Raw genomic sequence first — 25,490 nt, 5'->3', positions numbered from 1 at the left:
CATCAAGGAGGATCCGTGAGCAGCACCACGAAGAATGTTCGGCCGGGAGCCGGAGCCGGCGAACCCCTGGACGCCATTGACGAGCGCCTGCTCGCCGCCCTGGTCGCGGATGCCCGGATTTCCAACAAGCAGCTGGCCGAACTGGTGGGGATCGCACCGTCCACGGCACTGATGCGCACCCGGGCCCTGTCCGAGCGCGGGATCATCCAGGGTTTTGAGGCCAAGCTCAGCCTTGCCGCGGTGGGCCGCTCGGTGCAGGCGCTGATTGCCGTCCGGTTGCGCGCCCACGACCGCGAACAGATCGACCGTTTCACGGCCCGGGTCCCCAAGCTGCCCGCCGTGCTGTCCACGTTCCACACCTCGGGTTCGGTGGACTACCTGCTGCATATCGCCGTCGCCACCACGGAGGACCTGCGCGACTGGGTGCTGGACAACCTGGCCACCGACCCCGTCGTGGGCCACACCGAGACCACCCTGGTGTTCGACCACATCCAAGGCAACCACGGGCCGCTGCCGGACTAGGGGTTTCCGCCCGGCTGCGGGCTCAGGCCCGCTGCCGGAGGGCGCTGCGCAGCGTGACGGCCGCCAGACCGAGGGCAACGAGCGCGCACAGCACCACAAAACCGGCCACGGCAGCCTGCAGGCCGAAGTATCCGGCCGCCAGCCCCAGCCCGATCACCGGGAAGGCGCTGCCGAGGTAGGTGATCACGTAGACGGTGCTGATGATCTGGGCGTGGCGCGACGCCTCCACCTTGCCGGCCACATCGTTGAAGACCGTCCGGAACGAGACGCCCTGGCCCAGGCCGGCGGTGATGCTGGCGGCAATCAGCAGCCACGGGCTGCTCCACGCCGCGGCTGCCGCGATCAGCAGCACGGAACCGGCGAGCAGGGACAGGCCTACGGGCACCACGAAGCGCCCGCGTACGGCCAGCAGCTGGCTCAGCGCCGACGCCGCCAGGGTCAGTCCCGCGAGCAGACCGATCAGCGGCCGTGAGTCCGCGTGGACAATCTGCGCGAAATAGCCTGGAGCCAGCGAGAGGCAGAATCCGAAGACGGCAAAACTGAGGAACCCTACCGCCGAGGCCAGCCAGAACGCGCCCCGCGCCTCCCTCGACACGGAGGGGCGCCGGGGTGCGAGGACCTTCAGCGGCTGGGGACCCGCGACCGAGGTGATGGCGGGCCTGGCCTTGAGCAGATAGAGCGGCACCAGCAGGGCGGCCAGGACTACGGAGTGCAGGTAATAGGGCGTGGACGTCGGCCCGGGAAGCACGGAAAGCACCCCGCCAATGGCCGGCCCCGCCGCCACCCCGCCGGCGGAGGCCAGCAGCGTAAACCGCGAGGCCCACTCGGGCCGGCTGGGCAGCAGCTCGCGCAGGGCCGCGGAACTGGCACCGGTGGCCAGGGCAACCGCGGCGCCCTGCAGCGCCCGGCCGGCGGACAGCGCCAGCAGGCTGTTGGCGGTGGCGAAGACGAAGCCCCCCGCGAGGCCTACCAGCACGGCCAGGACCAGGGCAGCGCGCCGGCCGATGTGATCCGACCAGTGTCCGGCGAGGATGAGGGTGGCCACGAGCGCCAGGACGTAGGCGGAGAAGGCAACCGTGACGTCCAGGGCCGTGATGCCAAGTTTGGCCTGCAGCAGGGGGTACAGCGGTGTCGCCAGGTTGGCGCCGACCAGCAGCGTGAAAATCACGACGCCGGCCATCACCAGCCGTGCGGTGACGGAAGCGTCCCAGCCCCAGCGTTCTGCCGTGGCCGGGCGCATGCGAAGTTCGCTGAAGACGGTCATAGCGGTGCCCCTGCTGCATCGAAGCGGGCCGCACGCGTTCCCTGTGGGGAGGCGCCGGCCCGGTGAAGATTGATATCTACAGAATGCGGCACGAATGACTGTTCCAGCCAAGTTCTGTGCCAAAATTGATCAAAACCGTCAATCACGGACCACAAGTATGAACCGGAGTGATGATTTGAACAGTCTGGACCCCACCGATCTGAAGATTCTGCTCGAACTTATCAAGGACCCGCGGATCCAGATCGGCGAACTCAGCGACGCCCTCGGGATCGCGCGGAACACCGCGCAGTCCCGGGTCCGGCGGATGCTGCGCTCCGGTCTGCTGCACGACGGCGGCCGGGAAATCGACCTGGAGGCGGTGGGGTACGACGTCGTCGCCTTCGTCACGATCGAGGTCAACCACCGCGAACTCGACGGCGTGGTGGGCGCCCTGCGCCTGATCCCCCAGGTCCTGGAGGTCCACGAGATTTCCGGCCGCGGCGATGTCTGGTGCCGGGTGGTGGCGACCGACACGCACAACCTCCAGGCGGCGCTGCGGTCCATCCTGAGGATCAAGGGCGTCATCCGGACCGAGACCGTGCTGGCCCTGCACACCCACATCCCGTACCGGACCGAGCCGCTCATCAGCCGGCTTGCCCAGGGCAGCGCCCTTGCCCCCGGCCGGTCGGCCTCGCGCCGGGCCGGTGCCGCGGATCCACAGCTAAAGACTGGATAATGTCCCCGTGACTATCATTGACAACGCCGTCTACGTTGACGGCGTCCGGCGTGCCGAGCCGCGCAACCTGGAACAGACTTTTGAGACCCTGACCGAACACGGCGGCATGGCCTGGATCGGCCTGTACCGGCCGACGGAAGAGGAAATGGCCGCCGTCGCCGAGGAGTTCGGCCTGCATGGTCTGGCGGTGGAAGACGCGATCTCCGCGCACCAGCGCCCCAAGCTGGAACGCTACGATGACAACCTCTTCACCGTACTCCGGCCGGCCCGGTACCTCGACGAGACCGAGACCGTGGAGTTCGGTGAGCTGCACGTATTCACCGGCCGGAACTTCGTGGTGACCGTCCGGCACGCCGAGACGGCGGTCGTGGGCCAGGTCCGGCGCCGGCTGGAGCGGCGCCCGGACCTGCTCTGCCACGGCCCCGAGGCGGTTCTCTACGCCCTGATGGACCAGGTGGTGGATGATTACGTCCCAGTGGTGGCCGGGCTGGAGAACGACATCGACGAGATCGAGGACCAGCTCTTCAGCGGGGATCCGCTGGTTTCCCGGCGCATCTACGAGCTCGCCCGGGAGGTCATCCATTTCCAGCGGGCCATCCACCCGTTGCCGGCCATGATGCAGCAGCTCCGGCGGGGCTTCGAGAAGTACCAGGTGGACACGGAACTGCAGCACAGCCTCCGCGACGTCGAGGACCACGTGGAGCGGCTGATTTCCCGCGCCGATTCCTTCCGCGACCTGCTGCAGAACGCGCTCACCCTGGACGGCACGCTGACGGCGAACCGCCAGAACGAAGCCAGTGCGGAACAAAACGAGCAGGTCAAAAAGATCTCTTCCTGGGCCGCCATCTTCTTCGCACCGTCCTTTGTCGCCGGTGTGTACGGCATGAACTTCGAACGGATGCCGGAGCTGCATTGGACCTTCGGCTACCCGATGGCGCTCGTCATGATGGCGGGCACGGCAACGCTCATGTACGCCATTTTCAAACGCAAGGGCTGGCTCTAGCCGGCGCGGCGCCAATGTCCTGTCGACGCGTATACGGGCTGACGCGAGGGGCATACCCGCCGCGCCAGCCTTTTTGCGCGTCATGGAATCATTTACGCGTCGGGCCAGCCTCCTGAGCGGCGCTGGCGTGCCTGGGCCACAAGGCGGATGAACGCGAGGACGAAGCAGCTCTCGATCACGGCCATCAGCCCGAGCCACAGCCACTGCCCGTGGCCGATGAAGTAGATCGTCCCGAGAAGGACCAGCACGCTGCCGAGGACAAGGGCATAGACGGCGAAGCCGAAGGCCACGCGTGCGCTGCGCACCCCGGTGCGGAAGCCGAAGCCGTAGGGCTCACCGCCCGGGTAGCCGCCCACGCGGTCCTCCGCGGCCGGCTTGAGCCGGTCGAACTCCTCCCACGGGTCACGGTCCTGTTCCCGTCGCTGCTCGGGCATAACCCCATTATCCCGCGACGGCGGCGCGCCGGCGGCACCGGGCGGCAGCACCGGCAGGCTTGACCGCTTAGGCGGCCCGCTGGCCGACTTCGCCGGGCGCGGCTCCGGCTGCTCCGAAGATGAGCTGGCGGGTGGCGATCTTCTCGGTGAAGAACCGGTCATGGCTGACTACCACGACGGCGCCGGGGAAGTGCAGCAGCGCCCGCTCCATCACCTGGGTGCTGGAGAGGTCCAAGTGGTTGGTGGGTTCGTCAAGCAGCAGCACCGAGGCGCCGGAGAGCAAGCACTGCGCCATGGCCACGCGTGCCTTTTGGCCGCCGGAGAGGTTCCCGATCTTCTGCTTGAGGTCTGCTTCGGAGAACTGGAACATCGCCAGGAACCGGTTGACGGACTTCTTCGTGGCGCTGAAGGCCAGGCTGTCCGGCAGCGCGTTGACGGCGTGCGAGACGGTGTCGCCGTCGTCGAGTTCTTCCAGCATACGGTTGTACGAAACGAAGCCGGGGCCCTTCGCCCACGCCACCGCGCCGGCGTCGGCGGCCTCCTCGCCGGTCAGGACCTTCAGCAGGGTGGACTTTCCGCTGCCGTTGGCACCCAGCACGGCAATCCGGTTGCCCCTGCGGATTTCGAAGCTCAAATCATCGAACAACACTTTCTCGCCGTAGGATTTGCCCAGCCCCTCCACCCGGCACAGCACGTCCTTCACGTGCAGCCCGCCGTAGATCTCGGTGACAATCTGGTCCACCGGCCGGGGCGTCCGGGATTTCTTGATCTTGGCGAGCTGGTTGCCCAGGCCGCGGCCGGCGGCCTTGGCGGCTTCACGGCGGTCGGCGATCCCTTCGGCCTCGAACGCGAGCAGCTCGGACTCGTGCACGAACTGCTGCTCGAGGGTCTTGAGCCGGAACTGCTTCTGGATCACGTATTCGCCGAAGTTCCCGGGGTATTCGTGCAGGTGGAAGTTCTCCACCTCGATGATGCGGGTCACGACGGCGTCCAGGAACGTCCGATCGTGCGAGACGATGACCGCGGCTCCCTTGAAATCGCGGAACCAGCTTTCCAGCCATTCGACACCGGCGACGTCCAGGAAGTTGGTGGGCTCGTCGAGCAGCAGGACGTCCGGCCCTTCGAGCAGGATCTTCGCCAGCGCGGCACGGTTGCGCCAGCCGCCGGAGAGCGCGTCGATCGCACAATGGCGGTGCGCGTCGTCGAACCCTAGAGTGGTCAGCACCGTATCGATGCGGCGCGGGTAGTCCCAGCCGTCGAGCCGGTCCATGTCCTCGAACAGTCCGGCCTGCCGCCCGATCAGCCGGTCCAGCTCATCTGCCGCGGGATCTTTGGCGATGGCCGCATCAATGGCGGCAAGCTCGGCTTCCACCGCCTTGATCTCGCCGAACAACCCGTCGAGGACTTCGGTGATGGTCGCGTCGCCGTTGAGCTCGGAGAACTGGGAGAAGTACCCCACCCTGGTTCCGAGGTCCACGCTGACCGTGCCGGTGTCCGGAGACACCTGGTCCAGGATCAGCTTCAGGATGGTGGTCTTGCCGGATCCGTTCTTGCCGATCAGGCCGACCCTGTCGCCGGCTTCGAGGCGGAAGAACGCCTCGCGGAGGATCTGGGTGTTGTCGAAGCGGACGCTGACGTCGTGCAGCCGGATCAGGCTCATTGCTGCTGTCCTCTCAAGGGGGTTGGCCCCGGCGATTCCCGGGGGCTGTCCGGGAGGGGGCTGGCCGACGATATCCGCCGCCGACGCCGGAACTGTGGGCGGGCGTCCGTAAGCGGGCCGGGCTTTCAGACTATCCCGAACGGGCGGAGCGGTCGGACACGGAGACAGCAAAGACCCCGCACCGCGATGCGGTACGGGGTCTTTGGACCAATGCTTACTTGTGGTGCTTGCCCGACCCGCTGGGCTTGGCGTGCGCGGCCTTGGGTGCTTCGGCGTGGCCCGGCGCGCGAACGGCTGCGGTGACCGACCCGGATCCGTAGCTCGGAACCGCGGGGGTGGCGGCGTGCTCATTGCGGTGCTCGGCGGCCTTCGCGAGCCCGGCTGCGCGGTGCGCAGCGGCGTTCTGGTGGGCCCAGGCGCTGTTGCCGTGCTCCGAGGACTTCTCGTGCTCGTTTGACTGGTCTTCCCCGGCCTCGTCGGCATCATCGCCGTCGGTCGGCTCCGGGGCCGGCGCCGTCTCAGTCTCGGTCGGCTCCGGGGCCGGAGCGGTCTCGGTCGGCTCCGGGGCCGGCGCCGTCTCAGTCTCCGTCGGCTCCGGGGCCGGAGCGGTCTCGGTCGGCTCCGGGGCGGGCGCCGTCTCAGTCTCCGTCGGTTCCGGGGCGGGAGCGGTCTCAGTCTCCGTCGGCTCCGGGGCCGGAGCGGTCTCGGTCGGCTCCGGGGCCGGAGCGGTCTCCGTCGGCTCAACCGTCGGATCCGCCGTCGGGGTCTCGGTGGCGGTCGGTTCGGGAGAGACGGTGGCGGTCGGGTCCGAGCTGAGTTCCGTTACGGTGGCAGCCATGGCGGCGCCGGCACCACCCGTGACGACGACGGCGGCAACGACAGTGGCCTTGCCTGCAGTACCGAGGGCGCTGAGCCAGGTGAAGATTCCTGCCAAGGGGTGATCCTTCCAGAGTTCGTACGTTGAGGGCGGCTCGCGGTTCCACACCGCCAGCCGCGCGCAACGTTACCGAACAGAAAGCACGGTCCGGGGCGGGAAAGGAATTCCTGCGGAATTCCTTGGGAAAAACACTGTCAGCCGCGGCTCAAAGGCACTGGTCCGGCGCCTGCCGGGCGCCCGGGGGCCTGGCACCCCCGGGGCTTGGCAGCGGAGGCTGTGCATCACCGTGTCCCTTTTCAGGCCAGGCGGCTGCGGACGATCTCGCTGACGGACTTGCCGTCGAAGCGACCGGCCACCTTGGCGGTGACCGGCTTCATCACCGCGCCGATGGAGCGCATGGAGAGCTCCTGACCGTCGGCCTTAAGCGCAGCGATGGCCTCGTCGACGATCGCTTCCACCTCGTCGCGGGTGAGCGCCTTAGGCAGGTATGCCTCGATGATTTCGGCTTCAGCGACCTCGGCGGCGGCGCGGTCGGTTTCGCCGGCTTCGGTGAAGATGCGGGCGGTGTCGCGACGCTTGGCGGCTTCCTTCTGCAGCAGCGACGTCACCTGGGCGTCGTCTAGCTCAACCGGCGTCTTGCCTGACTTCTCCCGGGTGCTGATCTCGCCCAGGACGTTGCGGACGGTAGTCAGCGCGGTCTTGTTGCCGGCCTTCATGTGGGTGACAACGTCTTCTTTCAGGCGCTCTTTGAGCGTCATGGTGTCCTCTTTCCTAGATCGTTAGCGGGGTGCCCTACAGGCCAGTTTCCCCCAGGAGCGTGCGAATGACGATGCCGGGCCGCCTACGGCCTGCCGTCCACAGGTACAGGCCGTTGTTTCCACCGCTCCCCGCTCAGACTTCGGGCCTGCACGCCCCCTGGCCGAGAACGGACAGGCCTGTGAGGTCCCCGGCCTGGTACGTGGTTACCCCGGGGACGGCCGTGGGGTTCATCAGCTGGGCCGGGTCCTGGACGTGGCCCAGGCCCACGACGTGGCCGAGCTCGTGTTCGATGACCCCGCGGGCGGGCGCCAAGCCGTCCCGGAGGATCAGGGACTGCATTGCGGGCCCGTTCAGTTCCAGCTGGCCGCTGACGTAGGTGACCTCGGTGCCGTCCCGGCTGAGCGCGGCGCTGCCGCCCAGACCCATAACGTTGGTTCCCACGGCGTAGTTGGTGAAGCGGGGCTCCTCGGCTGTGGTCTCCCAGGCGATAAGCACCGGCGCCCAGCGGTCCCCGTACCGCGCCGGCTGGTAGGACTTGTGCTTCGCCGCCGGGGCCTCCGTGGTGGCTCCGTCGTTGATAAACACCAGCCCGGTCGCCCGGGAGACGGCTGCGATGGCCTCCTTGATCAGTCGGGGCCCTTCCGCCGGCTGGTTGGCGGCGCGCGTGACGTAATGGATAGGCCGGCAGGGGTCGTAGGCGGCCGGCCGCTTGTCCTTGCCGGTGGCCGTAAACGCGTAGGAGCGGGATTTGACCGTGACCGGCGCGGGTCGACCCAGCGGGGCGACGGCCTCTTCGCGCCCGGGTGTGGGGTGGTCCGCAGCCGCGCGCGGGGTGGGCACCGGAGTAACCGCCGCAGGAGCCGCCGCCGGAGTCCGGGGCCTTGCACCGGCGGACGGAGCGGTGCGGTACACCAGGGGGTCGGATGCGCCGGCGGCAGGATCGCCCGCGGGTCCGCCCAGGAACGACGACGGCTTCAGGTCACCTTTGAGGTACAGCAGGAAACCGCACACGAGCGCAATGGCCGTCAGGACGGCGACAGCCTTGAACAACCGTCCCAGCATCCTGCCGAGGGCCCGGAGGAGGCGGACCGGCCACGGGGCGCGGCGCGCCCAGACGTCCCGGACGGTCGAGGAGGTGTGGACCTGGCTGGGGTCCCAGCCGGGCAGCAGCGGGGCCGGGTTGCCGCGCCAGCCTTCGGACGGGGCCTGGCTGCCGGCCGTTTCTTCAAGTTTCCAAAGCGGAATCCGCTTCGGCTCCCCCTCATCACTCATCGGCGCCCCTACCCCCGTCGTCGTCGGCTCCGGTGTCAGCGTAAGGGAATTCGAGGCGCCGCACTACGTCCCGGATGATTTTGTCCCGACATCAGCCGAGATGCCGGCGCTCGGGTGGCTCTACCGCCACATGCGGGCCCAACGGGCTACCAGCATGATTGTGCGACCCACGCAGGGGCTCAAAAACCCCTGCAAATTGTGGAGCTAAGGAGATTCGAACTCCTGACCTCTTCGATGCGAACGAAGCGCTCTACCAACTGAGCTATAGCCCCGCAACAACGCCGCTCCCGGAGGAACGGCGTTGTCAACGTTCCTAGGCTACAAACTATCGGCGTGCATTGCCAGCCAGCCCTCGAATGTCTGCGTGCCGTGTCGCTCGCCGGGGGCCAGGTTGAGGCCGGCGCGCAGGTATTTGCCCATGCCGCCGGGCAGCGGCAGTTCCACTACGCGGCCGCGCGCCCCGGTAGCCTGCCGCCAGCTGTGGGCCAGCTCGCGCATCCCGACGATCTCCGGACCTCCGACGGTCCGGACCCGGTGCTGCACGCCGGACGGCGCCTCCAGCGCCGACTCCAGTAGTTCCGTGGCCACCTCTGCGGGCGCAATCGGCTGGAACCGGGCGCCCTTCACCACCGGGATCAGCCGGATCCTTGCTCCGGCGGCAAACACGCCGGCGAGGAGGGAATGGAACTGCGTGGCCCGAAGCACCAGGGTTTCAAGCCCGGAACGCTCGTAGACCTGCTCTTTGGCCGCCTTCGACTTGTAGTAGCCAAAGCTGCTCCGGTCGCAGTTGACGATCGAGAGCATGACAGCCTTCCTGACGCCGGCGTCCTGGGCGGCAGCGAGCAGCCGCGCTCCGCCGTCGGCGAAGTTCTTCAGCGCCCTGCCGGACTGTCCCTCAAGGCAATCGATGACGACGTCGGCTCCGGCCAGCGCGGCGGCCAGCCCCTCCCCCGTGGTGACATCCCCACGGAAATACTCTGCGCCGTCGTCCCGGCCGGCCTCCCCCGGCGCGGGCGGACGACGGCTAAGCACGGCGACGCGGTGTCCGCCCTCGACGGCCTGCCGCACCACTTCACGGCCCACCTGGCCGGTTCCCCCCGCAACGCAGATTCTCGTCATGCTCGTCAGGATAACTCCCGCGGGCAACAAAAAGCCCCGGGCGGCCGATGTGTCGGCTGCCCGGGGCGGGAAGTTTGAGTCAGGCGCGTCGGCGCTGCAGGACGTCGTCGAGGTTGCTCAGGGCGCTCTGCCCCTTGCCCATCACCTTCGACTCGGCAGCAGCCGCCTCCGGCTGCCGGACGGTGGCCTGCTTGAGCGAGGGCTTGCCGACGGCTTTCGGGGCTTCCGGCAGGTCCAGCGGCTCCGGGGCGGGGCGTTCCGCCTTGGGCGCCTCCACATACGTCGGCTTGGGGACCTCCACGGGTTCCCAGCTGGAGCCTTCTGCAGAGGACGGGTCGCCGACGCGGCGCACGGACGTATCGCCCGAGGCGGCGGCCTCGGCCAGTGCCGCCTGCCGCAGTTCGTCGGCTGTCAGGGGTGCGGGGGCGGCCTGGGGCTGCGCGGCGCCTGCTTCTGCGTCGAAGAGCGGACTCTCTTTCGCGGGCACCGCAGCTTCCCGGATGACGTCGGACTGCGCCGGGGTCTCCTCGGAAGCTCTCCGCGCCGGGGCGCCCATGGCCGAGCGGAACGCGGCGTTAACCTTGCGCCGGCGGTCCCGCACCGCAAGCCTGCGGAGCAACACGACGGCGGCAACGGCCCCGAGCAGGGTGGCGGCGGGCAGCCAGCCCGAGCCGACGCCGAAGAGCCGAAGGGCGGCGGACACGACGCCGGTGAGCAGCGAGAGCAGCCCCAGCACGGCAAGCGCCAGCCGGCCGTAGCGGATCCGGAACGCCGGAGCCGCCGGTTTCCGATCGCCGGAGTTAGTGGAACCCGGGGCTGACTCGGGGCGCTGCGTACTCGTCATCGGTGTCTCCTGCGGGGCAGCCATCTTCATGAGGTTTCCGGCTTGGGGGTCTGCTTTTTCTACATCCACGGCATTCATCAGGAGCTCCCCCGCCGGCTGCAGCTGGGGGCGGCCGTTCCGGAGCATGTAGGGAGCCACCCATACGATCCAGAGCGCAACAGCAATGACAAGGATCACTGAGCTGCTAAGAGGGAAGTCCACAATCAAAACCGTATGAGCAAGACGGCGGAGCGGGCGGCATTGGCAGCGGTGTGTCGCGAGGCAACTGCCAAATCACTGGATATATGACGAAACTGCTGGTCAGGCGGGGGTTTCCGGTGCCTGTGCGGGGCGGGTTTCCAGCCACCGGGCCAGCAGGCCCCCGGGGACTTCCTCGGAGGTCAGGGCGAACGTGCGGTGGTCCGCCCATGCGCCGTTTATGTGCAGGAAACGCGGCCGGTAGCCCTCGTCGCGGAATCCGAGTTTTTCCACCACCCGCAGGCTCGGACGGTTCTCCGGCCGGATGTTGATTTCCATCCGGTGCAGCCCCAGGGTCCGGAAGCAGTAGTCAGTCGCCATCGCGACGGCGGTGGGGGCTATGCCCTGGCCGGCGCGGTCCTGGTCGACCCAGTAGCCGAGGGTGGCCATCATGGCCGAGCCCCAGACAATCGAGGAGACAGTCAGCTGCCCCACGATCACCGGTTCCTTGAACCCGGGAGTCCAGGCAGCAATGACAAAGGGAAGCGCGGTGGCCTGCGCCGCCTGGGCCTTGAGCGACCGCACCATCTGCCGGTAGTCAGGCAAGCCGCCGCCCGGTACCGGGTTGGACGCTTCCCAGGGGGCCAGCCACGCGTCGTTGCGGGCCCTAAGCTCGCTCCACTCCTTGCGGTCCCGGTACCGGATCGGACGCAGCACAAGATCGCCGCACTCCAGGGTCACCGGCCAGGTGAAGCTGCCCCCCATGGGACTATTTCGTCAGGCTGGAGGCGAAGCCGGGCAGCCATTCGCGCAGACCGGGGCCGAGGTCATCGCTGTCGCAGGCGAGCTGGACGCAGGCCTTGAGGTAGCTGAGCTTGTCGCCCGTGTCATAGCGGCGGCCGCGGAAAATGACGCCGTACACGCCGTAGCCTTCACCTTCGCCGGCGGAAAGTTCCTGCAGGGCGTCGGTGAGCTGGATTTCGCCGCCGCGGCCGGGCTCGGTCCGCTCGAGGACCTCGAACACCGCGGGGTGCAGCACATAGCGGCCGATGATGGCCAGGTTCGAAGGGGCCTCGTCGACGTCGGGCTTCTCCACCAGCTGCTTGATCCGGACGTACTCCTCGCCCTCAACCGGCTCGACGTCGGCGCAGCCATAGGCGCTGATCTGCGAGGGGTCGACCTCGATCAACGCCACGACCGAGCCGCCGGTCTTTGCCTGGACCTCGATCATGGTGCTCAGCAGCTCGTCGCGGGCATCGATGAGATCGTCGCCCAGCAGCACGGCAAAAGGTTCGTAACCGACGTGCTGCTTGGCGCGCAGCACGGCGTGCCCGAGGCCCATGGGGTCGCCCTGGCGGACGTAGTGGATATCGCCCAGGTTGCTCGCGGCCTGGATGGACTCCAGCTTGGCGGTGTCGCCCTTGGCCTCCAGCGTCGCTTCCAAGGTGGGCACGCGGTCGAAGTGGTCCTCGAGGGCGCGCTTGTTGCGTCCGGTGATCATCAGGACGTCGTTGAGGCCCACGTTCACGGCTTCCTCGACCACGTACTGGATGGCCGGCTTGTCGACGACCGGCAGCATTTCCTTCGGCATCGCTTTGGTGGCCGGAAGGAAACGGGTGCCGAGGCCCGCAGCGGGGATGACGGCCTTACGGACGGAGGCGTTGGGTGTAATCACTCGACTAATCTAACTGAGGGGGCAAAACATCAGGTAATTGTCCCCACCGGCACGGCAGCCGCGGCAGCCGACATCATCAGGCGCCGCCCGGGCGAGAGGACGCCACCGCATGAGCACCAAGGAAGAGATCCGTTCGCGGCACCGGCTGCGCCGGACAGCGATGTCGCCGGCGGAGCTGGATGCCGCCGGTTCGGCAATCGCCCGGCACGGGCTGGCGTGGGCCTCCGGGCTGGCCGACGGCGGACCAAGCACCTTCGCTGCCTACCTTGGTGTCGGTTCCGAGCCGCCCACCCTGCCTCTCTTGGCCGCCCTGCATGATGCCGGCCACCGGGTGCTGCTCCCGGTCTGCGAACCTGGACTGGCGCTGAGCTGGGTGTACTGGACTCCGGCCTCGGAGTTTGTCCGCAGCCGCTATGCACCCATCCAGGAGCCGACCGGTGAACGGCTCGGCACGTCCGTGATGCGGGACGTGGCCGGAATCTTCCTCCCGGCCACGGCCCTGGACCGTTCGGGCAACAGGATCGGGCAGGGCGGCGGCTATTACGACAAGTTCCTTGCGGCCCTCGCCGCCCTGCCGGCGGGCCCTTCCCGGGCTGGCGATGGCCCGCTGCCGACGGCGGCCGTCGTCTACGACGCCGAGGTACTCCCCGCTGGCAGCATCCCGGCGGAGTCCTTCGATCAGAAGGTCGCCGCCGCCCTGACTCCTGGCGGCTTGGTCCGGCTTGCCGGGCTTTCCTAGCCGCAGTCGGCGGGTGATAGAATTGGCACTCAGGCCCTGCGACTGCTAACGCGGACTCCTCGTCCACCGATTCCGGTGGCGGAAATGCCGCTCCGGCAGCACGGGACCTGCTCGTTTGTCCAAGAGGAGGAACCCCAGTGCCCACGTATGCATATGCCTGCAAGGACTGCAGCCACGCCTTCGAGACCGTGCAGTCGTTTACGGACAGCTCCCTGACGACCTGCCCGGAGTGCCACGGGACGTTGCGCAAGAAGTTCAACAGCGTCGGCGTCGTGTTCAAGGGCTCCGGCTTCTACCGGACCGACTCACGCGACAGCAAGGGCAGCGCCGTCGCCCCCGCTGCCAGCCCGGCTGCGAGCTCCGCACCGGCTTCCGCCGCCGCCAACTAGTACCCGGCAGGCCGGCACCCTCGCGGTTGTCCACATAGCGCCGCCCGGGCCTGACGCCCGCTGGCTTCCCCACCATAACGTGGCGGCATGGCCCACCGCAGCCGCCGCACACTCTTTTCCCGATCAGCACCGTCTTACGGGTCGACGCCGCGTTTCAGATCGGCTCCGTCACCGCTTCCGCGCGCTGCCATCCGCCCTGGCGCCCGCCGCAAATTTCCGCCGAGGCGGCGCTTCCGCGGCTGGCTGGGCAGACACCGCCGGCTGGTCATAGCCCTGCTGCTGTGCCTCGCCGCCGGCATGGCCGTGCAGCAGCTGACGCCTGCGCCCGAAGCCACCGTCACCGCGTGGGCCGCGGCCAAGGATCTCCCGGCCGGCCGGGTGCTGGACGCGGCCGACGTCGTCGCCATCCAGATCCCGCCCGGCGTTCTGCCCGCCGGCCCGCTTGACCCTGCCGGACTGGACGGGAAACAGCTCGCCGTGGCCCTGCGCAAGGGCCAGCTACTCTCCGACTCACAGTTCGTCGGCCCCGGGCTGCTTGCCGGCAGTCCGCCGGGTTCGGTGGCCGTGCCGCTTCGCATGGCAGACCCTGCCTCGATCCAGCTGGTCTCCCCAGGCCAGCTGGTCAATGTCGTGATGACGAGCGGCGACGGTTATGAAAAGGCAGCCGCTTCCCGGCTCCTCGCTTCGGCTGTTCCGGTCCTGTGGACCTCAGCGCAGGGCGGCCGGGCCGGCCCATGGCTCGACGCCGGGGCGCCGGACGGCCTGATCGTGGTGGCCGCGGACCCTGACCAGGCCCGCCAACTCGCCGGAGCGTCCACGCAGGGCAAGCTGTTCTTCGTCCTGGTCAGGGCCGCGCGCGGATAGCGAAGGCCGCCGGCTGCTTCGCCGGCGTGCGGGTCAGCCCCAGTGCGGCGGCCGCTGCTCCTTGAGCCAGGCATCGTGGTCGTAGCTCCCGGGCTGGTCGCCCCAGCGGCGCGGATCGTCTTCGGCCGCCTTGTTCGGCAGCAGTCCGCCGGAAGCCGCGGCGCCGGCCCCCGGCTGCCCCTGTGGTTTCTGGGCGGGCGCTTCCTGATTCCGTTGAGCGGTGTCCGGGGCAGTCACGTTCGGGTCGCCTGCCTGCTTTGCGTCACCGCTGTCACTGCCGTCACCGTGGTTGTTGTTTTCGTTCTCGCCGTCTGCGCTCATGCCGCCGGCCTCCTTGCTGCAAATAACTGTTCAGTGCCTCCGGGCCTGCCGGTCAGCCCCGGTCAGCTGCGGCCGGAGCGTAGGCATCTTGCCCGTCTTCGACGCTCAGGTTTTCGATGTCGTCGGAGAAACCGGGCGAGGGGCGCACCCGGCTCGGCGCCGCAGGCTTCTCCAGTCCGAGGTAGCCGCCGATCCGGTCCGCGCAGGCGGACGGATCGGTGAAGACTTCTATTGTCCATAGTGGCATGTACCGCCAGCCCATGCGCTCCAGCAACTGCGGGCGGAGCCGGCTGCGCTCACGCACTGTCATCCGCCGGTACCGTTCGGTGCCGTCAGACTCGATGGCAACCGGGCGGGGAATCTCGGCGTCGTCCTGGCCGATAGTGTGCATCGGGTCGGCCGCGGCAACCATGTCCAGGACGCCGTCGTACTGGTGCCAGACGCGGGCGCCGCGGGCACGGAGCCGGTCCCCGAGATCGGCCACAAGCGGGTCGGCGCCAAGGGCCTGCTCGCTGGCCGCGGCACGGGATGCCGGGCTCCCCAGGTCGGAGTTGCCGGCGATCTCGCGGTCCAGGAGCTCGTAGAAGTCCACCGCGCCGTGGCTCAGGCGGGTGACGTCCAGGTCCTCGGGCCGGAAGCAGCTCAGCACGTGCAGTGAACGCCGCGCCCGGGTCATCGCCAGGGCGAATTTAGCACGGCCGCCCTCGGCTGAAAGCGGCCCGAGGCTGTGCAGCGCACGCCCGTGCGGGGTGCGGCCGTAACCGGGCGAGAAGATCACATGGTCGCGGACCAGCCCCTGGGCCCGTTCGAGGTCCACGACCCGGAAAGATTCGTCGCCGGCGGTGAAGAAACTGCCCAGCACCGGGTAGTTGGGCAGCTGCCGCCGGATGGCCTCGCCGATCCGGGCGGCGTGACGCAGGCTGCCCGTGACAACCGCCAGGGAGGTGCGGGGGCGCAGCCGTGCGTGTTCGAAGACCAGCTCCACCACACGGTTCACTTCGGCCACGACGGATTCGACGCCGTCGTGGTCGGCGCTCGGCAGGCCGGTCCCGTCCGGCAGGTATTCCACTGTCAGGGCCCGGTCCAGGCCCGTGGCCGACTGCCCCTCCGGGAGCCGGCGGAGTCCGCCCTCGTAGAATCCCTTGCTCAACTGCCGGACCAGGTCCTCGTCGACGGCGCGGTAGACGGTCCGCAGTTTCCAGACCGGCAGCACGGCGGCCAGGGCCTGGTAAGCGCTGTCCACCGGCTGGTGCGAGTTCTCACCCGCGGCGAGCCGCTCGACCCCCACGGTGAAGCCGCGCGGGCTGGCGATTTTGTCGTCGCCAAAAGCAATGACCTGCCGGGAGCGCGCCACGGCGGGCAGCACGGCCTGCAGGGACGTCGCCTCGGCGTCGAGGATCACGACCGCGTCGAAGCGCTGTTCGGCCGGCAGCAGGCTGGTCATAAGGTAGGGGCTGACAGACCAGACCGGCACGAGCATGGGCACGAGCTCCGGTGACTGCGCGGTCAGTGCCGCCGGAGTGACCCGCCCGTCCTTGAGCAGGCTGCGCAGCAGGTCGGCCTGGCGGGGGTGCTCGCTGAGGGCGGCGCGCCACCGCTCGGCCAGTTTCCAGCGCAACCGGGCGGCGCCGCTGGCGATGTGCGCGTTGTCCGCGAGGCGGTACTCCGCCTCGAGCTGGCGGAGTGCGTCGCCGTCGGACATGGCGAGATAGTCGTCACCGCTGATCATGGCTTCGAGGGCCGACTGCCACCAGGCCAGCTCAAGCTCCGCGGCCACCGACTCGGCCGGCACCTCGCGCTCGGCGAGGTCCGCGAGCAGCTCGCCCAGGCCGTGCTCGCGCATGTTCTCCACCAGCAAGGTGCGCTCGGGCAGGGTCTCCAGCGTGCCGGTGTCCGCGACGAGGCGTTCCAGGCGCTCCACCAGTTCCTCGTACGGGGTGTCCCGGACCGCTCCGCCGGCAGCCGTATGCCGCACGGCCTCACTCAGCTCGGCCAGCTCGGAATCCAGCTCCCGGTACAGGGCGGTGATCTCGGCCAGCCCGGAGGGAACGGCAGGGTGGCGCTGAGTGGTGGCGTACCCCGACCAGGTGGCCCGCTGCTCCTGGACCAGCACCAGCGAACTGTGAAGGTCCGCGATGTGCACGCCCGGACGGACGTACTCCTTGGCAACGCGGCGCAGGCGTGAGCGTTGCATCGACGCCATTTCGATGTTCCGCTCGCGGCGCCACGAGGACGGGGCGGTGGCCGAAATCAAATCATGGACGGGCCGGTCGAAGATGTCGGGGGTGAACTTGTCCAGGCTTTCCCGGACCGCGACCAGCAGGTCGATCTGGTCCCCCCATTCGGCGAATGTCTCGCCGAGGCGGATCTCTGCGTGTTCGGCGACGCCGTTCATTCGTTCGCGCAGCTGCGGGAGCTTGTCCGCGACAGAGCGGGCCACCTGCTGCGCCTCCTGGGTCTCCTTGCGCGTCAGCAGCCGGGCGCCATGCCAGGGGCTCATGGTCGAGGCGCGGCTGAAGCTGCCCAGCTCGGCCGCCCGTTTGAGCCGTCCGGCCAGTTCCTCACGGTCCCGGATGCTGTCCAGCACGCTGCGCTTGAGCCGGACGGTGGTGGCCGGTGCCGGGTGGATGGCGGTCAGGGCCGCGAGCGACTGCATGGCCTCGTACGGCGAGCAGCCCCAGCGCTGGCGAACGTTGTGCAGGGATGCGACATGGTCCATCAGGGCGTGCCGGTGCTCGGTCAGGGTGGAGTGCAGGTTCTTCAGCTGCGGTTCGAGCGACTTTTCGTTGCGGACAATCGCGCGGACCAGCTGCCCCTTGAGCATCAGGGGCGTGGAGTTGCCGGCGAGCTGCACGAGCAGCGATTCGAGCCCCAACGTCTCCAGCTGTGCGGAAACTTCGCCCAGGCTGGCCCGGCGGTCGCCCACGACCAGGACGCTTTTGCCTTCATCGACCAAGGCGCCGATGGTGTTGATCGCGGTCTGGGTCTGTCCGGTGCCCGGCGGGCTGCTGACCACCAGTGAGTCGCCGGCGCGGACGGCGTCCACGACGTACTGCTGGTCCGTATCGGCGTCAAGCAGCAGGAGTTCGTCGGCGGGGCTGCGCTGGTCCGTGCTGGGAAAGCGCCCCTCTTCGAGGTGGGGAACATCCACCGGGTCGCCGGCCGCGGCACGGCCCAGCGCCGCCACGAGCGCGTTGTTCGGGTTGATCCAGGGGTCATCCAGGTTGCCGGAGAGGTCGGCGAACGTCGAGACGAGCAGGTTGTGCTCGATTTCGGCGCCGTGGATCGGCTGGATCAGGGTGCCGAGGCGGTCCAGCACCGGCTGCGGATCGTACCGGGCCGTGCTGTAGGCCATCCGGGTCACGGCGTTGACGTCGAAGACAATCCCGTGGATGGTCTTCAAGTGCCGGACCAGGGCGGGGTTGATCCGGGCCTGTTCCGTGAGCTGCAGTTCGTAATCGTCCTCGCCGGGGCGCACGGTGAGGGAAATGGCGGTGAGCATGACCGGCGCGGACACGCGCTGCGGCTTGCCCCCGACGGCGGAGGTCCAGACAACGGTGCCGGCCGATAAGTAGCCGGCGTCGATGCCGCGGTCGTTGGCGAGCTCGAAGATCTTGGAGCGAAGGTTGCGCGAGGCCCGCGCGGCGACGACGTACTGCTGACGGTCACGGATCAGGGTCGACAGGCGGGTCCTGCGGCCGGCCATCAGCTGCGCCAGGCCCGAGGGATGCGCGTGAGTCAGGTCAATGGAGCCCTCGGGCGTTTTCGTAAAGCGCAGCATGGTGTCTGCTCCGGTGACGGGTTTGAGACCCGACAGCCATTTCCTGAACTCCTCGGAGCCCTCGGGGTGGCCTTGACCAACTGACACTGCTGCCTTCTTTTCTGTGCTCACGGTTTCTGTGCTCGCGGTTTCTGAGTTCGCGCGGGACGCCCTGGACCATACCGGCATGCCTTCGAGGTTAGCCCGAATCGGGCGTCAGTGCGGGGCCGCAACACTGGCGTACACCAAATTCGTGGGCAAATTGCTTCGGCGAAAGGGCTGGCCAAAAGAAAATGGCCGGCCTCCGAAGAGGCCGGCCATTCACAACGCTATTCCCACTCGATGGTTCCCGGCGGCTTGCTGGTGACATCCAGTACCACGCGGTTCACGCCGTCCACCTCGTTGGTGATCCGGTTGGAGATCCGGGCGAGCAGCTCGTAGGGCAGCCGCGACCAGTCCGCTGTCATGGCGTCCTCGGAGGACACCGGACGCAGCACGATCGGGTGGCCGTAGGTGCGGCCGTCGCCCTGCACCCCGACGCTGCGGACGTCCGCCAGCAGCACGACCGGCATCTGCCAGACCTCGTTGTCGAGGCCGGCCGCGGTCAGCTCGGCGCGCGCGATGGCGTCGGCCTTGCGCAGCAGGTCCAGCCGCTCTTTGGTCACTTCGCCGACGATCCGGATGCCGAGCCCGGGGCCCGGGAAGGGCTGACGGCCCACGATTTCCTGCGGCAGGCCGAGCTGGGCGCCGACGGCGCGGACCTCGTCCTTGAACAGTGCACGCAGCGGTTCCACGAGCTCGAACTGCAGGTCTTCCGGCAGGCCGCCCACGTTGTGGTGGCTCTTGATGTTTGCCGCGCCCTCGCCGCCGCCGGATTCGACGACGTCGGGGTACAGGGTGCCCTGGACCAGGAACTTGATCTTTTCGCCGTGCGCCGCAGCCTCGGCGATGATGGCCAGTTCGGCCTCTTCGAACGCGCGGATGAATTCGCGGCCGATGATCTTGCGCTTGGTTTCCGGGTCGCTGACGCCGGCCAGTGCGGCCTGGAAACGCTCCTGCTCGTTGGCGACGTAGAGCTTGACGCCCGTGGCGGCCACAAAATCGCGTTCCACCTGCTCCGCTTCGCCTTCGCGCAGCAGGCCGTGGTCGACGAAGACACAGGTGAGCTGGTCCCCGACGGCGCGCTGGACGAGGGCTGCGGCCACGGCGGAGTCCACGCCGCCGGAGAGCCCGCAGATCACGCGGGAGTCGCCGATCTGTTCGCGGATCCGCGCCACCTGCTCTTCGAGGATGTTGCCGGTGGTCCAGTTCGGTTCCAGCTTGGCGCCCTTGAAGAGGAAGTTCTCCAGGACCTGCTGGCCGTAGGCGGAGTGCTTCACTTCGGGGTGCCACTGCACGCCGTAGAGGCACTTCTCCTCGTTGGCGAAGGCGGCGACGTCGGCGCCCGCCGTCGTCGCGAGGACCTCAAAGCCCTCCGGGGCCTCGTGGACGGAGTCGCCGTGGCTCATCCAGGTGCTCTGGTGCTGCGGCATGCCCTCAAGGATGGAGCGGCCTTCGCCGATGGTGGTGGTCTCGGTGGCGCCGTATTCGCGCAGTCCGGTCTGGGCGACCTTGCCGCCCAGGGCGTTGGCCATGGCCTGGAAGCCGTAGCAAATGCCGAACACCGGGACGCCGGCCTCGAACAGGTCTGCGCCGACGCTCGGGGCACCTTCGGCGTAGACGCTCGCGGGGCCGCCGGAGAGGATGATGGCGGCCGGGTTCTTGGCCAGCAGCTGCTCGGTGCTGTAGGTATGCGGAACGACTTCCGAATACACATTCGCTTCCCGGACGCGGCGGGCAATCAGCTGCGCGTACTGGGCACCGTAGTCAACAACCAGCACAGGCCTTTGGGACGTCTGGGATGCAGTGGGAGTGGTCACCCCACTAGCCTACTTTGCACCGCCGGTCCCCCGCACATTGAGAAGCCCCGGGTAAGCGAACTCACAGGCCGCCGGAGCGTCCGGAGGAGAGCAGGTCAGTAGCGCTGCGGCGCCTGCGGGTTGGCCGCCAGTTCCGCCTCCACCTCTGCGTGGAACCTCTTTTCCACAAAGAAGGACAGGAACGGCACGACGCCGCCCAGCGCCAGGATGACGAGCTTGGCAAAAGGCCAGCGCATCAGCGACCAGAGTCGGAAGTTGGACATCAGGTAGACGACGTACATCCAGCCGTGCACGATCAGCACCGCCACGGAGAGGTTCACTCCCCCGATCACTCCCGGCGGCTCGGCGTCGGCGAACCCGAAGCCGAACGGCTGCCCGGTCACGGCGTTGGTGCCGCCGGCGAAAAGGTAGTGGCCGAAGACGTAGCGGGCGATCAGCTCCGCGCAGAGCAGGAGCAGCATGGAGCCCGTCAGGTAGGCGAGGACCTTGTAGAACTTCAGGGCGGAGCGGATCTGCGCCTCGGTCCCGCCGAAGCGGCGCTTCTTGCCGTTGGCGCTTCCCGTTCCGTTGGACTGCTGCGGCTGGATGGCCGGCTGGGGCTCGATCATGATTGCACTCTCGGATTGGTTGGTTCGGTTGCGGGGGAATCAGTGGGCGGATCGGTGTCGTGGGGTCCGCCGGCGGCGGCCAGCCGGGCGGCCGCCTCGTCCTGGGCGTCTTCGAGGCCGCGGCGGTAGTCGTCCTTGACCAGGCGCCACCAAATAAACAGTGCGAAGCCGGCAAAGACCACCCACTCCGCGGCGTAGAAGAGGTTGAGCCAGTTCACGGTCTGGGCGGGCGGCTGCGGGCCGATATTGAGCGGTTTGACGGAGCCGGCGGCGGCAACGTCCGCACCGCCGGAGCGCTCGGCGCTGGCGGCCACGAACCCGGGATAGCTGCTGACGTCCCAGAGATTAATGAGTTCCGCGACGGAGACGGCGCTTGCCCGCCCGGCGCCGGCGTCGGTGTTGGGCAGCGGCGCTTCGGAGGGGATCAGCCGACCGGTGAGTTCAATAGTGCCCGACGGCGGCGCCGCGGCGTCAGCCGCATCGGCCACCCAGCCCCGGGCCACCGGGATCCAGGTCTGCGGCGATGCGCCGGCGCCGGTCAAGGCGGGAGCGCCCTGCACGGCGAAGGCGGAGACGATCCAGAATCCCTTGGCGCCCTCGTGAATCCGGCCCGGCACCAGGACCTGCTTCCGCGGGTCGTAGCTGCCGGTGGCGGTGACGACCTGGTCGGCCACCGAGCCCGGGAAGAACTGTCCCGGCTTCAGGACCGTGGTCAGCGGGCGGGCGTCCTCGGTTCCTGTGGAAACCGGCGCCTCGGACCGTGTGGAGCGGCCGAACTGCCACTGGCTCAACAGCACAAAGACTCCCGAAATCACGATCGCCAGCACCAGGCCTGCGATCCAGCGGGGTTTGAGGGCGGTTTTCAGCACCCCTTAACCGTACTTCGTCGGCGTGTAGAACAACGAAACGGCTCTGGAGACCAGCCATAGCGTCGGCAGCAGGTGCTAGTGGTCGAAGAACACCAGGCTGGAATTGATCAGTTCGGAGATCACTTCGGGATCATAGGCTCGGCGGAGCGACTCCCGGAAGGACTCCTTGGACAGCGAACGCGCCAGGGTGGCCAGCACCTCCAGGTGGTCCGAGAAGGAACTCGCGGGCGTCGCGATCAGCAGGATAACGGTGGCCGGTCCGTCGGCCGCCCCAAAGTCCAGCGCCTTGCCGTACTTGGTGATGCCGACCGCGATCGAGGTGCGGGAAACAAATTCGCTGCGGGCGTGCGGCAGGCCGACGCCGCCGGGAAGCCCGGTGGCCAGCTGGTGTTCGCGGGCGTTGACGTGGCTGAGGAACCCCTCCAGATCGGAGATCCGGCCGGCGTCGTACATCCGCTGCGCGAGCTGGGCGGCGGCGTCGAACTTGTCCTCCGCGTCCAGCTCCAGGATCACCATCTGCGGCGTGGTGAGGTCGGCATCGTACCGGTCCAGTGGTTCCGCCAAGAGGTGTCCCTTCGAAGTGGCGTCGGTGCACGCCGGCTGGCGGCGCCGTACGGCGTCCCCGGTCAGCGCAGCGGAACGATGTCCTCGACGCCCAGGCGTGCTGCGTCGGCGGATTCGTCGTCCGGCTGCTCCTGGCTCAGCCGTTCCGCGTCGACCCGGGCCAGGTAGTGCTTGATCTCGCTCTCGCGCTGCGCGTCGCTCCAGCCGAGAACCTCACCGATCAGTTTAGCGACTACCGGCGCCGCGGACACACCGCGGTCCCACGCCTCGATGGAAATGCGGGTCCGGCGGGTCAGCACATCCTGGACGTGGCGGGCCCCCTCGTACCTGGCCGCGTAGACGGCCTCGGCTGCGAGGTAGTCGTCCGCGCCCGGCAGCGGCTCGGCCAGCTCGGGGTTCTCCCCGATCAGCGCCAGCACTTCCGGGGCCATCGAACCGTAGCGGTTGAGCAGGTGTTCGATCCGCGCGACGTGCACTCCGGTTTCTTCCGCCATCCGGTTGCGCTTGTTCCAGGCAGCCTTGAAGCCGCTCGCACCGAGCAGCGGGATGGACTCGGTGCAGGACGGCGGGACGCGTTCGTCCATGCTGCGGGTGGCTTCGTCGACGGCGTCCTTGGCCATGACCCGGTAGGTGGTCCACTTGCCGCCGGCCACGACGACGAGGCCGGGCACCGGGTGCGCCACCACGTGTTCGCGGGAGAGCTTGGCCGTTGAGTCGTTCTCCCCGGCCAGCAGCGGGCGCAGTCCCGCATAGACGCCTTCGACGTCCTCGCGGGTCAGCGGCCGCTTGAGGACCTTGTTGACGTGCTCGAGGATGTAGTCGATGTCCTTGCTGGACGCCGCCGGGTGCGCCTTGTCCAGGTGCCAGTCCGTGTCGGTGGTGCCGATGATCCAGTGCCGGCCCCAGGGAATAACGAACAGCACGGACTTCTCGGTCCGCAGGATCAGGCCCACCGTGGACTGGAAGCGGTCGCGCGGCACCACCAGGTGGATGCCCTTGGAGGCGCGGACCTTGAGCTGGCCGCGGTCGGTGACCATGGCCTGGGTTTCATCGGTCCAGACGCCGGTGGCATTGATGACCTGCTTGGCCCGGATGTTGAAGCTGGAGCCGTCCTCGTGGTTGACGACCTTGGCCCCGACCACCCGTTCGCCCTCGCGGAGGAAGTCGACAACGGCCATCTGGTTCACCGCGTGCGCGCCGTAGTAGGCGGCGGTGCGGACGAGGTTCGCGACGTACTTCGCGTCGTCGACCTGGCCGTCGTAGTAGCGGATGGACCCGACGAAGGCGTCGTCTTTAAGGCTGGGCGCCGCCCGCAGGGTGCCGCGCCTGCTCAGGTGCTTGTGGAACGGGACGCCGCGGCTGTGGCCGCCGGTGATGGACATGGCGTCGTAGAGCGCGATGCCGGAGCCTACATAGGGCCGCTCCACGAACCGCTTGGTGAGCGGGTAGAGGAACGGGACGGGCCGGGCAAGGTGCGGGGCGAGCACGGAGAGGATCAGCCCGCGCTCGTGCAGGGCCTCCTTGACCAGCGCGAAGTCCAGCATCTCCAAGTACCGCAGGCCGCCGTGGATGAGCTTCGAGGACCGCGACGAGGTGCCCGCAGCCCAGTCGTTGGCCTCGACGATGCCCACGCTGAGGCCGCGGGTCACGGCATCGAGGGCGGCGCCGGCGCCGACAATGCCGCCACCGACGATCAGGATGTCGAGTTCCTTGCCGGGCTGGGTGCTGGCTTTGAGCACCGCGAGGGACGCTTCGCGTTCCGCGGGCCCTAGCGCGCCACCGGCCAAGGGAGCACCACCGGGAAAACTGTTCATCTCACGCCTCCATCCGGATCAAACCTCGTAGTGCACCACACTACTTCCAAGTTCTTCGGATGGGCAGGGTCTTGGCCCCGCCGGCGCCGGGCTCAGTTTCCGGCGTACGGGGAGACGACGACGTCGACGCGCTGGAATTCCTTCAGGTCCGAGTAGCCGGTTGTCGCCATGGATCGGCGCAGCGCGCCGATCAGGTTCGAGGTCCCGTTGGTGTGGTGGCCCGGGCCGAACAGGACCTCCTCGAGCGGTCCGACGGTGCCGACGTTGGCCCGGTCGCCGCGGGGCAGTTCGAGGTGGTGGGCTTCCTGGCCCCAGTGCCAGCCCTTGCCTGGAGCCTCTTCGGCGCGGGCCAGGGCGCTGCCGAGCATGACCGCGTCGGCTCCCATGGCGATGGCCTTGACGATGTCGCCCGAGGTGCCCATGCCGCCGTCGGCGATCACATGCACGTAGCGGCCGCCGGATTCATCCATGTAGTCCCGGCGGGCGGCCGCGACGTCGGAGATGGCGGAGGCCATCGGCGAGTGGATGCCCAGGGCGCGGCGGGTGGTGCTCGTCGCTCCCCCGCCGAAGCCGACCAGCACGCCGGCGGCGCCGGTGCGCATCAGGTGCAGAGCCGGGGTGTAGCCGGCCGCCCCGCCGACGATCACCGGGACGTCGAGTTCGTAGATGAACTGCTTGAGGTTCAGCGGCTCGTGGTCCTTGGAGACGTGCTCGGCTGAGACCGTGGTGCCACGGATGACGAAAATGTCAACGCCGGCGGCCACGACGGTTTTGTAGTGCTCCTGGGTGCGCTGCGGCGTCAGGGAGCCGGCCACGGTCACGCCTGCGGCGCGGATTTCGGCGAGCCGCGAGGTGATCAGTTCGGGCTGGATCGGGGCCTGGTAGAGCTCCTGCATCCGGCGGGTGACGGCCGGGCTGTTGGTCTCGTTTTCGAGGGCGGCAATCTGGTCCAGGACCGGCTGCGGGTCCTCGTAACGGGTCCAGAGGCCTTCCAGGTCGAGGACGCCGAGGCCGCCGAGGCGGCCCAGTGCGATGACGGTTTCCGGGGACATCGCGGAATCCATCGGCGCGGCAATGACGGGCATGTCGAACTTGTAGGCATCGATCTGCCAGGAGACGGAGACGTCCTTGGGATCGCGGGTACGTCGGTTGGGGACGATCGCAATGTCGTCCAGGGAGTAGGCACGACGCCCACGCTTGCCACGGCCAATCTCAATCTCGTAAGTCACGTCCCCACTTTACTTGACCGGGCCGGGGACCCGGCATTGGCCGCGCCTGCCGGGCTGCGGGCCGGCCCGCGGGGGCACGGCGGCGGCCGCGGC

At 68.5% G+C, this 25,490-nt stretch carries 24 protein-coding genes and 1 tRNA gene; 6 read left to right on the top strand and 19 right to left on the bottom strand.

What is annotated here, in order from left to right:
• Positions 1-15 precede the first annotated feature (15 nt).
• Positions 16-522, top strand: coding sequence for an Lrp/AsnC family transcriptional regulator (locus tag AB4Y91_RS03350; protein WP_175321256.1), 507 nt, complete (start codon positions 16-18; stop codon positions 520-522).
• Positions 523-544: 22 nt separating this feature from the next.
• On the opposite strand, the gene AB4Y91_RS03345 is transcribed toward AB4Y91_RS03350, so the two are convergent.
• The gene (locus AB4Y91_RS03345) at positions 545-1,786 is read right to left on the bottom strand and encodes an MFS transporter (RefSeq protein WP_441417117.1); all 1,242 of its coding nucleotides are present in this window, start codon (positions 1,784-1,786) and stop codon (positions 545-547) included.
• A 157-nt stretch (positions 1,787-1,943) separates the two neighbouring features.
• On the opposite strand from AB4Y91_RS03345, the gene AB4Y91_RS03340 reads away from it, so the two are divergent.
• Positions 1,944-2,501, top strand: a complete 558-nt coding sequence (locus AB4Y91_RS03340) for an Lrp/AsnC family transcriptional regulator (RefSeq protein ID WP_441417116.1) — start codon at positions 1,944-1,946, stop codon at positions 2,499-2,501.
• Between the two features lie 7 nt (positions 2,502-2,508).
• On the top strand, positions 2,509-3,504 hold the full coding sequence (gene corA / locus AB4Y91_RS03335) for a magnesium/cobalt transporter CorA (protein WP_441417115.1): 996 nt from the start codon (positions 2,509-2,511) through the stop codon (positions 3,502-3,504).
• 92 nt (positions 3,505-3,596) lie between these two features.
• On the opposite strand, the gene AB4Y91_RS03330 is transcribed toward corA, so the two are convergent.
• The 10 genes from AB4Y91_RS03330 to galU all read right to left on the bottom strand — a co-directional run bounded on the left by AB4Y91_RS03330 (position 3,597) and on the right by galU (position 12,321).
• Complete coding sequence (locus AB4Y91_RS03330; RefSeq protein ID WP_441417114.1) at positions 3,597-3,938, bottom strand: hypothetical protein; 342 nt, start codon at positions 3,936-3,938, stop codon at positions 3,597-3,599.
• Positions 3,939-4,005: 67 nt separating this feature from the next.
• On the bottom strand, positions 4,006-5,598 hold the full coding sequence (locus tag AB4Y91_RS03325) for an ABC-F family ATP-binding cassette domain-containing protein (RefSeq protein ID WP_441417113.1): 1,593 nt from the start codon (positions 5,596-5,598) through the stop codon (positions 4,006-4,008).
• Between the two features lie 214 nt (positions 5,599-5,812).
• Positions 5,813-6,532, bottom strand: coding sequence for a hypothetical protein (locus AB4Y91_RS03320; protein WP_441417112.1), 720 nt, complete (start codon positions 6,530-6,532; stop codon positions 5,813-5,815).
• A gap of 239 nt (positions 6,533-6,771) precedes the next feature.
• A complete protein-coding gene (locus AB4Y91_RS03315) occupies positions 6,772-7,233 on the bottom strand; it encodes a GatB/YqeY domain-containing protein (protein WP_441417111.1) in 462 nt (153 codons plus the stop codon).
• 133 nt (positions 7,234-7,366) lie between these two features.
• Positions 7,367-8,506: a hypothetical protein gene (locus AB4Y91_RS03310; RefSeq protein ID WP_441417110.1), complete on the bottom strand. Its 1,140-nt coding sequence runs from the start codon at positions 8,504-8,506 to the stop codon at positions 7,367-7,369.
• 199 nt (positions 8,507-8,705) lie between these two features.
• Positions 8,706-8,778 (bottom strand) — tRNA-Ala (locus AB4Y91_RS03305).
• Positions 8,779-8,824: 46 nt separating this feature from the next.
• Positions 8,825-9,625, bottom strand: a complete 801-nt coding sequence (locus tag AB4Y91_RS03300) for an SDR family oxidoreductase (protein WP_441417109.1) — start codon at positions 9,623-9,625, stop codon at positions 8,825-8,827.
• A gap of 79 nt (positions 9,626-9,704) precedes the next feature.
• The gene (locus AB4Y91_RS03295; RefSeq protein ID WP_441417108.1) at positions 9,705-10,646 is read right to left on the bottom strand and encodes a hypothetical protein; all 942 of its coding nucleotides are present in this window, start codon (positions 10,644-10,646) and stop codon (positions 9,705-9,707) included.
• Positions 10,647-10,769: 123 nt separating this feature from the next.
• Positions 10,770-11,411, bottom strand: coding sequence for a GNAT family N-acetyltransferase (locus tag AB4Y91_RS03290; RefSeq protein ID WP_441417107.1), 642 nt, complete (start codon positions 11,409-11,411; stop codon positions 10,770-10,772).
• Positions 11,412-11,415: 4 nt separating this feature from the next.
• Positions 11,416-12,321 carry a UTP--glucose-1-phosphate uridylyltransferase GalU gene (gene galU, locus AB4Y91_RS03285; RefSeq protein WP_441417106.1) on the bottom strand — a complete coding sequence of 302 codons (906 nt, stop codon included), beginning with the start codon at positions 12,319-12,321 and terminating at the stop codon, positions 11,416-11,418.
• Positions 12,322-12,430: 109 nt separating this feature from the next.
• Here galU and AB4Y91_RS03280 point away from each other — a divergent pair, with 109 nt between their 5' ends.
• The 3 genes from AB4Y91_RS03280 (at position 12,431) to AB4Y91_RS03270 (ending at position 14,313) form a co-directional block, all read left to right on the top strand.
• On the top strand, positions 12,431-13,060 hold the full coding sequence (locus AB4Y91_RS03280; protein WP_441417105.1) for a 5-formyltetrahydrofolate cyclo-ligase: 630 nt from the start codon (positions 12,431-12,433) through the stop codon (positions 13,058-13,060).
• Between the two features lie 137 nt (positions 13,061-13,197).
• Positions 13,198-13,449, top strand: a complete 252-nt coding sequence (locus tag AB4Y91_RS03275) for an FmdB family zinc ribbon protein (RefSeq protein WP_441417104.1) — start codon at positions 13,198-13,200, stop codon at positions 13,447-13,449.
• A 297-nt stretch (positions 13,450-13,746) separates the two neighbouring features.
• Positions 13,747-14,313 carry an RcpC/CpaB family pilus assembly protein gene (locus AB4Y91_RS03270; RefSeq protein WP_441417103.1) on the top strand — a complete coding sequence of 189 codons (567 nt, stop codon included), beginning with the start codon at positions 13,747-13,749 and terminating at the stop codon, positions 14,311-14,313.
• A gap of 33 nt (positions 14,314-14,346) precedes the next feature.
• Here the strand turns inward: AB4Y91_RS03270 and AB4Y91_RS03265 are convergent, their stop codons facing one another.
• From AB4Y91_RS03265 to AB4Y91_RS03230, 8 genes are all read right to left on the bottom strand, one after another.
• Complete coding sequence (locus AB4Y91_RS03265; RefSeq protein WP_441417890.1) at positions 14,347-14,634, bottom strand: hypothetical protein; 288 nt, start codon at positions 14,632-14,634, stop codon at positions 14,347-14,349.
• A gap of 52 nt (positions 14,635-14,686) precedes the next feature.
• Positions 14,687-18,502, bottom strand: coding sequence for an AAA family ATPase (locus AB4Y91_RS03260; protein ID WP_441417102.1), 3,816 nt, complete (start codon positions 18,500-18,502; stop codon positions 14,687-14,689).
• Positions 18,503-18,723: 221 nt separating this feature from the next.
• Positions 18,724-20,313 carry a glutamine-hydrolyzing GMP synthase gene (gene guaA / locus AB4Y91_RS03255; RefSeq protein WP_441417101.1) on the bottom strand — a complete coding sequence of 530 codons (1,590 nt, stop codon included), beginning with the start codon at positions 20,311-20,313 and terminating at the stop codon, positions 18,724-18,726.
• Positions 20,314-20,408: 95 nt separating this feature from the next.
• The gene (locus AB4Y91_RS03250; protein WP_441417100.1) at positions 20,409-20,921 is read right to left on the bottom strand and encodes a DUF3817 domain-containing protein; all 513 of its coding nucleotides are present in this window, start codon (positions 20,919-20,921) and stop codon (positions 20,409-20,411) included.
• The gene (locus AB4Y91_RS03245) at positions 20,918-21,790 is read right to left on the bottom strand and encodes an SURF1 family protein (RefSeq protein ID WP_441417099.1); all 873 of its coding nucleotides are present in this window, start codon (positions 21,788-21,790) and stop codon (positions 20,918-20,920) included. The genes AB4Y91_RS03250 and AB4Y91_RS03245 overlap by 4 nt, the downstream gene beginning before the upstream one ends.
• A gap of 75 nt (positions 21,791-21,865) precedes the next feature.
• Positions 21,866-22,354 (bottom strand): PTS sugar transporter subunit IIA, encoded by a 489-nt coding sequence (locus AB4Y91_RS03240; RefSeq protein WP_441417098.1) that lies wholly within the window; start codon positions 22,352-22,354, stop codon positions 21,866-21,868.
• A gap of 62 nt (positions 22,355-22,416) precedes the next feature.
• The gene (locus tag AB4Y91_RS03235) at positions 22,417-24,168 is read right to left on the bottom strand and encodes a glycerol-3-phosphate dehydrogenase/oxidase (protein WP_175321236.1); all 1,752 of its coding nucleotides are present in this window, start codon (positions 24,166-24,168) and stop codon (positions 22,417-22,419) included.
• A gap of 92 nt (positions 24,169-24,260) precedes the next feature.
• Complete coding sequence (locus AB4Y91_RS03230) at positions 24,261-25,397, bottom strand: GuaB3 family IMP dehydrogenase-related protein (protein ID WP_441417097.1); 1,137 nt, start codon at positions 25,395-25,397, stop codon at positions 24,261-24,263.
• Between the last annotated feature and the right edge of the window lie 93 nt (positions 25,398-25,490).

Source organism: Arthrobacter sp. YAF16 (assembly GCF_052113385.1).
Taxonomy (GTDB): Bacteria; Actinomycetota; Actinomycetes; order Actinomycetales; family Micrococcaceae; genus Arthrobacter.
Note: the sequence above shows the minus strand (reverse complement) of the source record. Positions and strands in the feature narration are given on the sequence as shown.

What these genes read in the sequence shown, in the direction of transcription:
- AB4Y91_RS03325 (WP_441417113.1), bottom strand. Translation starts at nt 5,598, where the DNA reads ATGAGCCTGATCCGGCTGCACGACGTCAGCGTCCGCTTCGACAACACC.
- AB4Y91_RS03330 (WP_441417114.1), bottom strand. Translation starts at nt 3,938, where the DNA reads ATGCCCGAGCAGCGACGGGAACAGGACCGTGACCCGTGGGAGGAGTTC.
- AB4Y91_RS03345 (WP_441417117.1), bottom strand. Translation starts at nt 1,786, where the DNA reads ATGACCGTCTTCAGCGAACTTCGCATGCGCCCGGCCACGGCAGAACGC.
- AB4Y91_RS03265 (WP_441417890.1), bottom strand. Translation starts at nt 14,634, where the DNA reads ATGAGCGCAGACGGCGAGAACGAAAACAACAACCACGGTGACGGCAGT.
- AB4Y91_RS03280 (WP_441417105.1), top strand. Translation starts at nt 12,431, where the DNA reads ATGAGCACCAAGGAAGAGATCCGTTCGCGGCACCGGCTGCGCCGGACA.
- AB4Y91_RS03340 (WP_441417116.1), top strand. Translation starts at nt 1,944, where the DNA reads ATGAACCGGAGTGATGATTTGAACAGTCTGGACCCCACCGATCTGAAG.
- AB4Y91_RS03235 (WP_175321236.1), bottom strand. Translation starts at nt 24,168, where the DNA reads ATGAACAGTTTTCCCGGTGGTGCTCCCTTGGCCGGTGGCGCGCTAGGG.
- AB4Y91_RS03310 (WP_441417110.1), bottom strand. Translation starts at nt 8,506, where the DNA reads ATGAGTGATGAGGGGGAGCCGAAGCGGATTCCGCTTTGGAAACTTGAA.
- AB4Y91_RS03270 (WP_441417103.1), top strand. Translation starts at nt 13,747, where the DNA reads ATGGCCGTGCAGCAGCTGACGCCTGCGCCCGAAGCCACCGTCACCGCG.
- AB4Y91_RS03250 (WP_441417100.1), bottom strand. Translation starts at nt 20,921, where the DNA reads ATGATCGAGCCCCAGCCGGCCATCCAGCCGCAGCAGTCCAACGGAACG.
- AB4Y91_RS03290 (WP_441417107.1), bottom strand. Translation starts at nt 11,411, where the DNA reads ATGGGGGGCAGCTTCACCTGGCCGGTGACCCTGGAGTGCGGCGATCTT.
- AB4Y91_RS03315 (WP_441417111.1), bottom strand. Translation starts at nt 7,233, where the DNA reads ATGACGCTCAAAGAGCGCCTGAAAGAAGACGTTGTCACCCACATGAAG.
- AB4Y91_RS03300 (WP_441417109.1), bottom strand. Translation starts at nt 9,625, where the DNA reads ATGACGAGAATCTGCGTTGCGGGGGGAACCGGCCAGGTGGGCCGTGAA.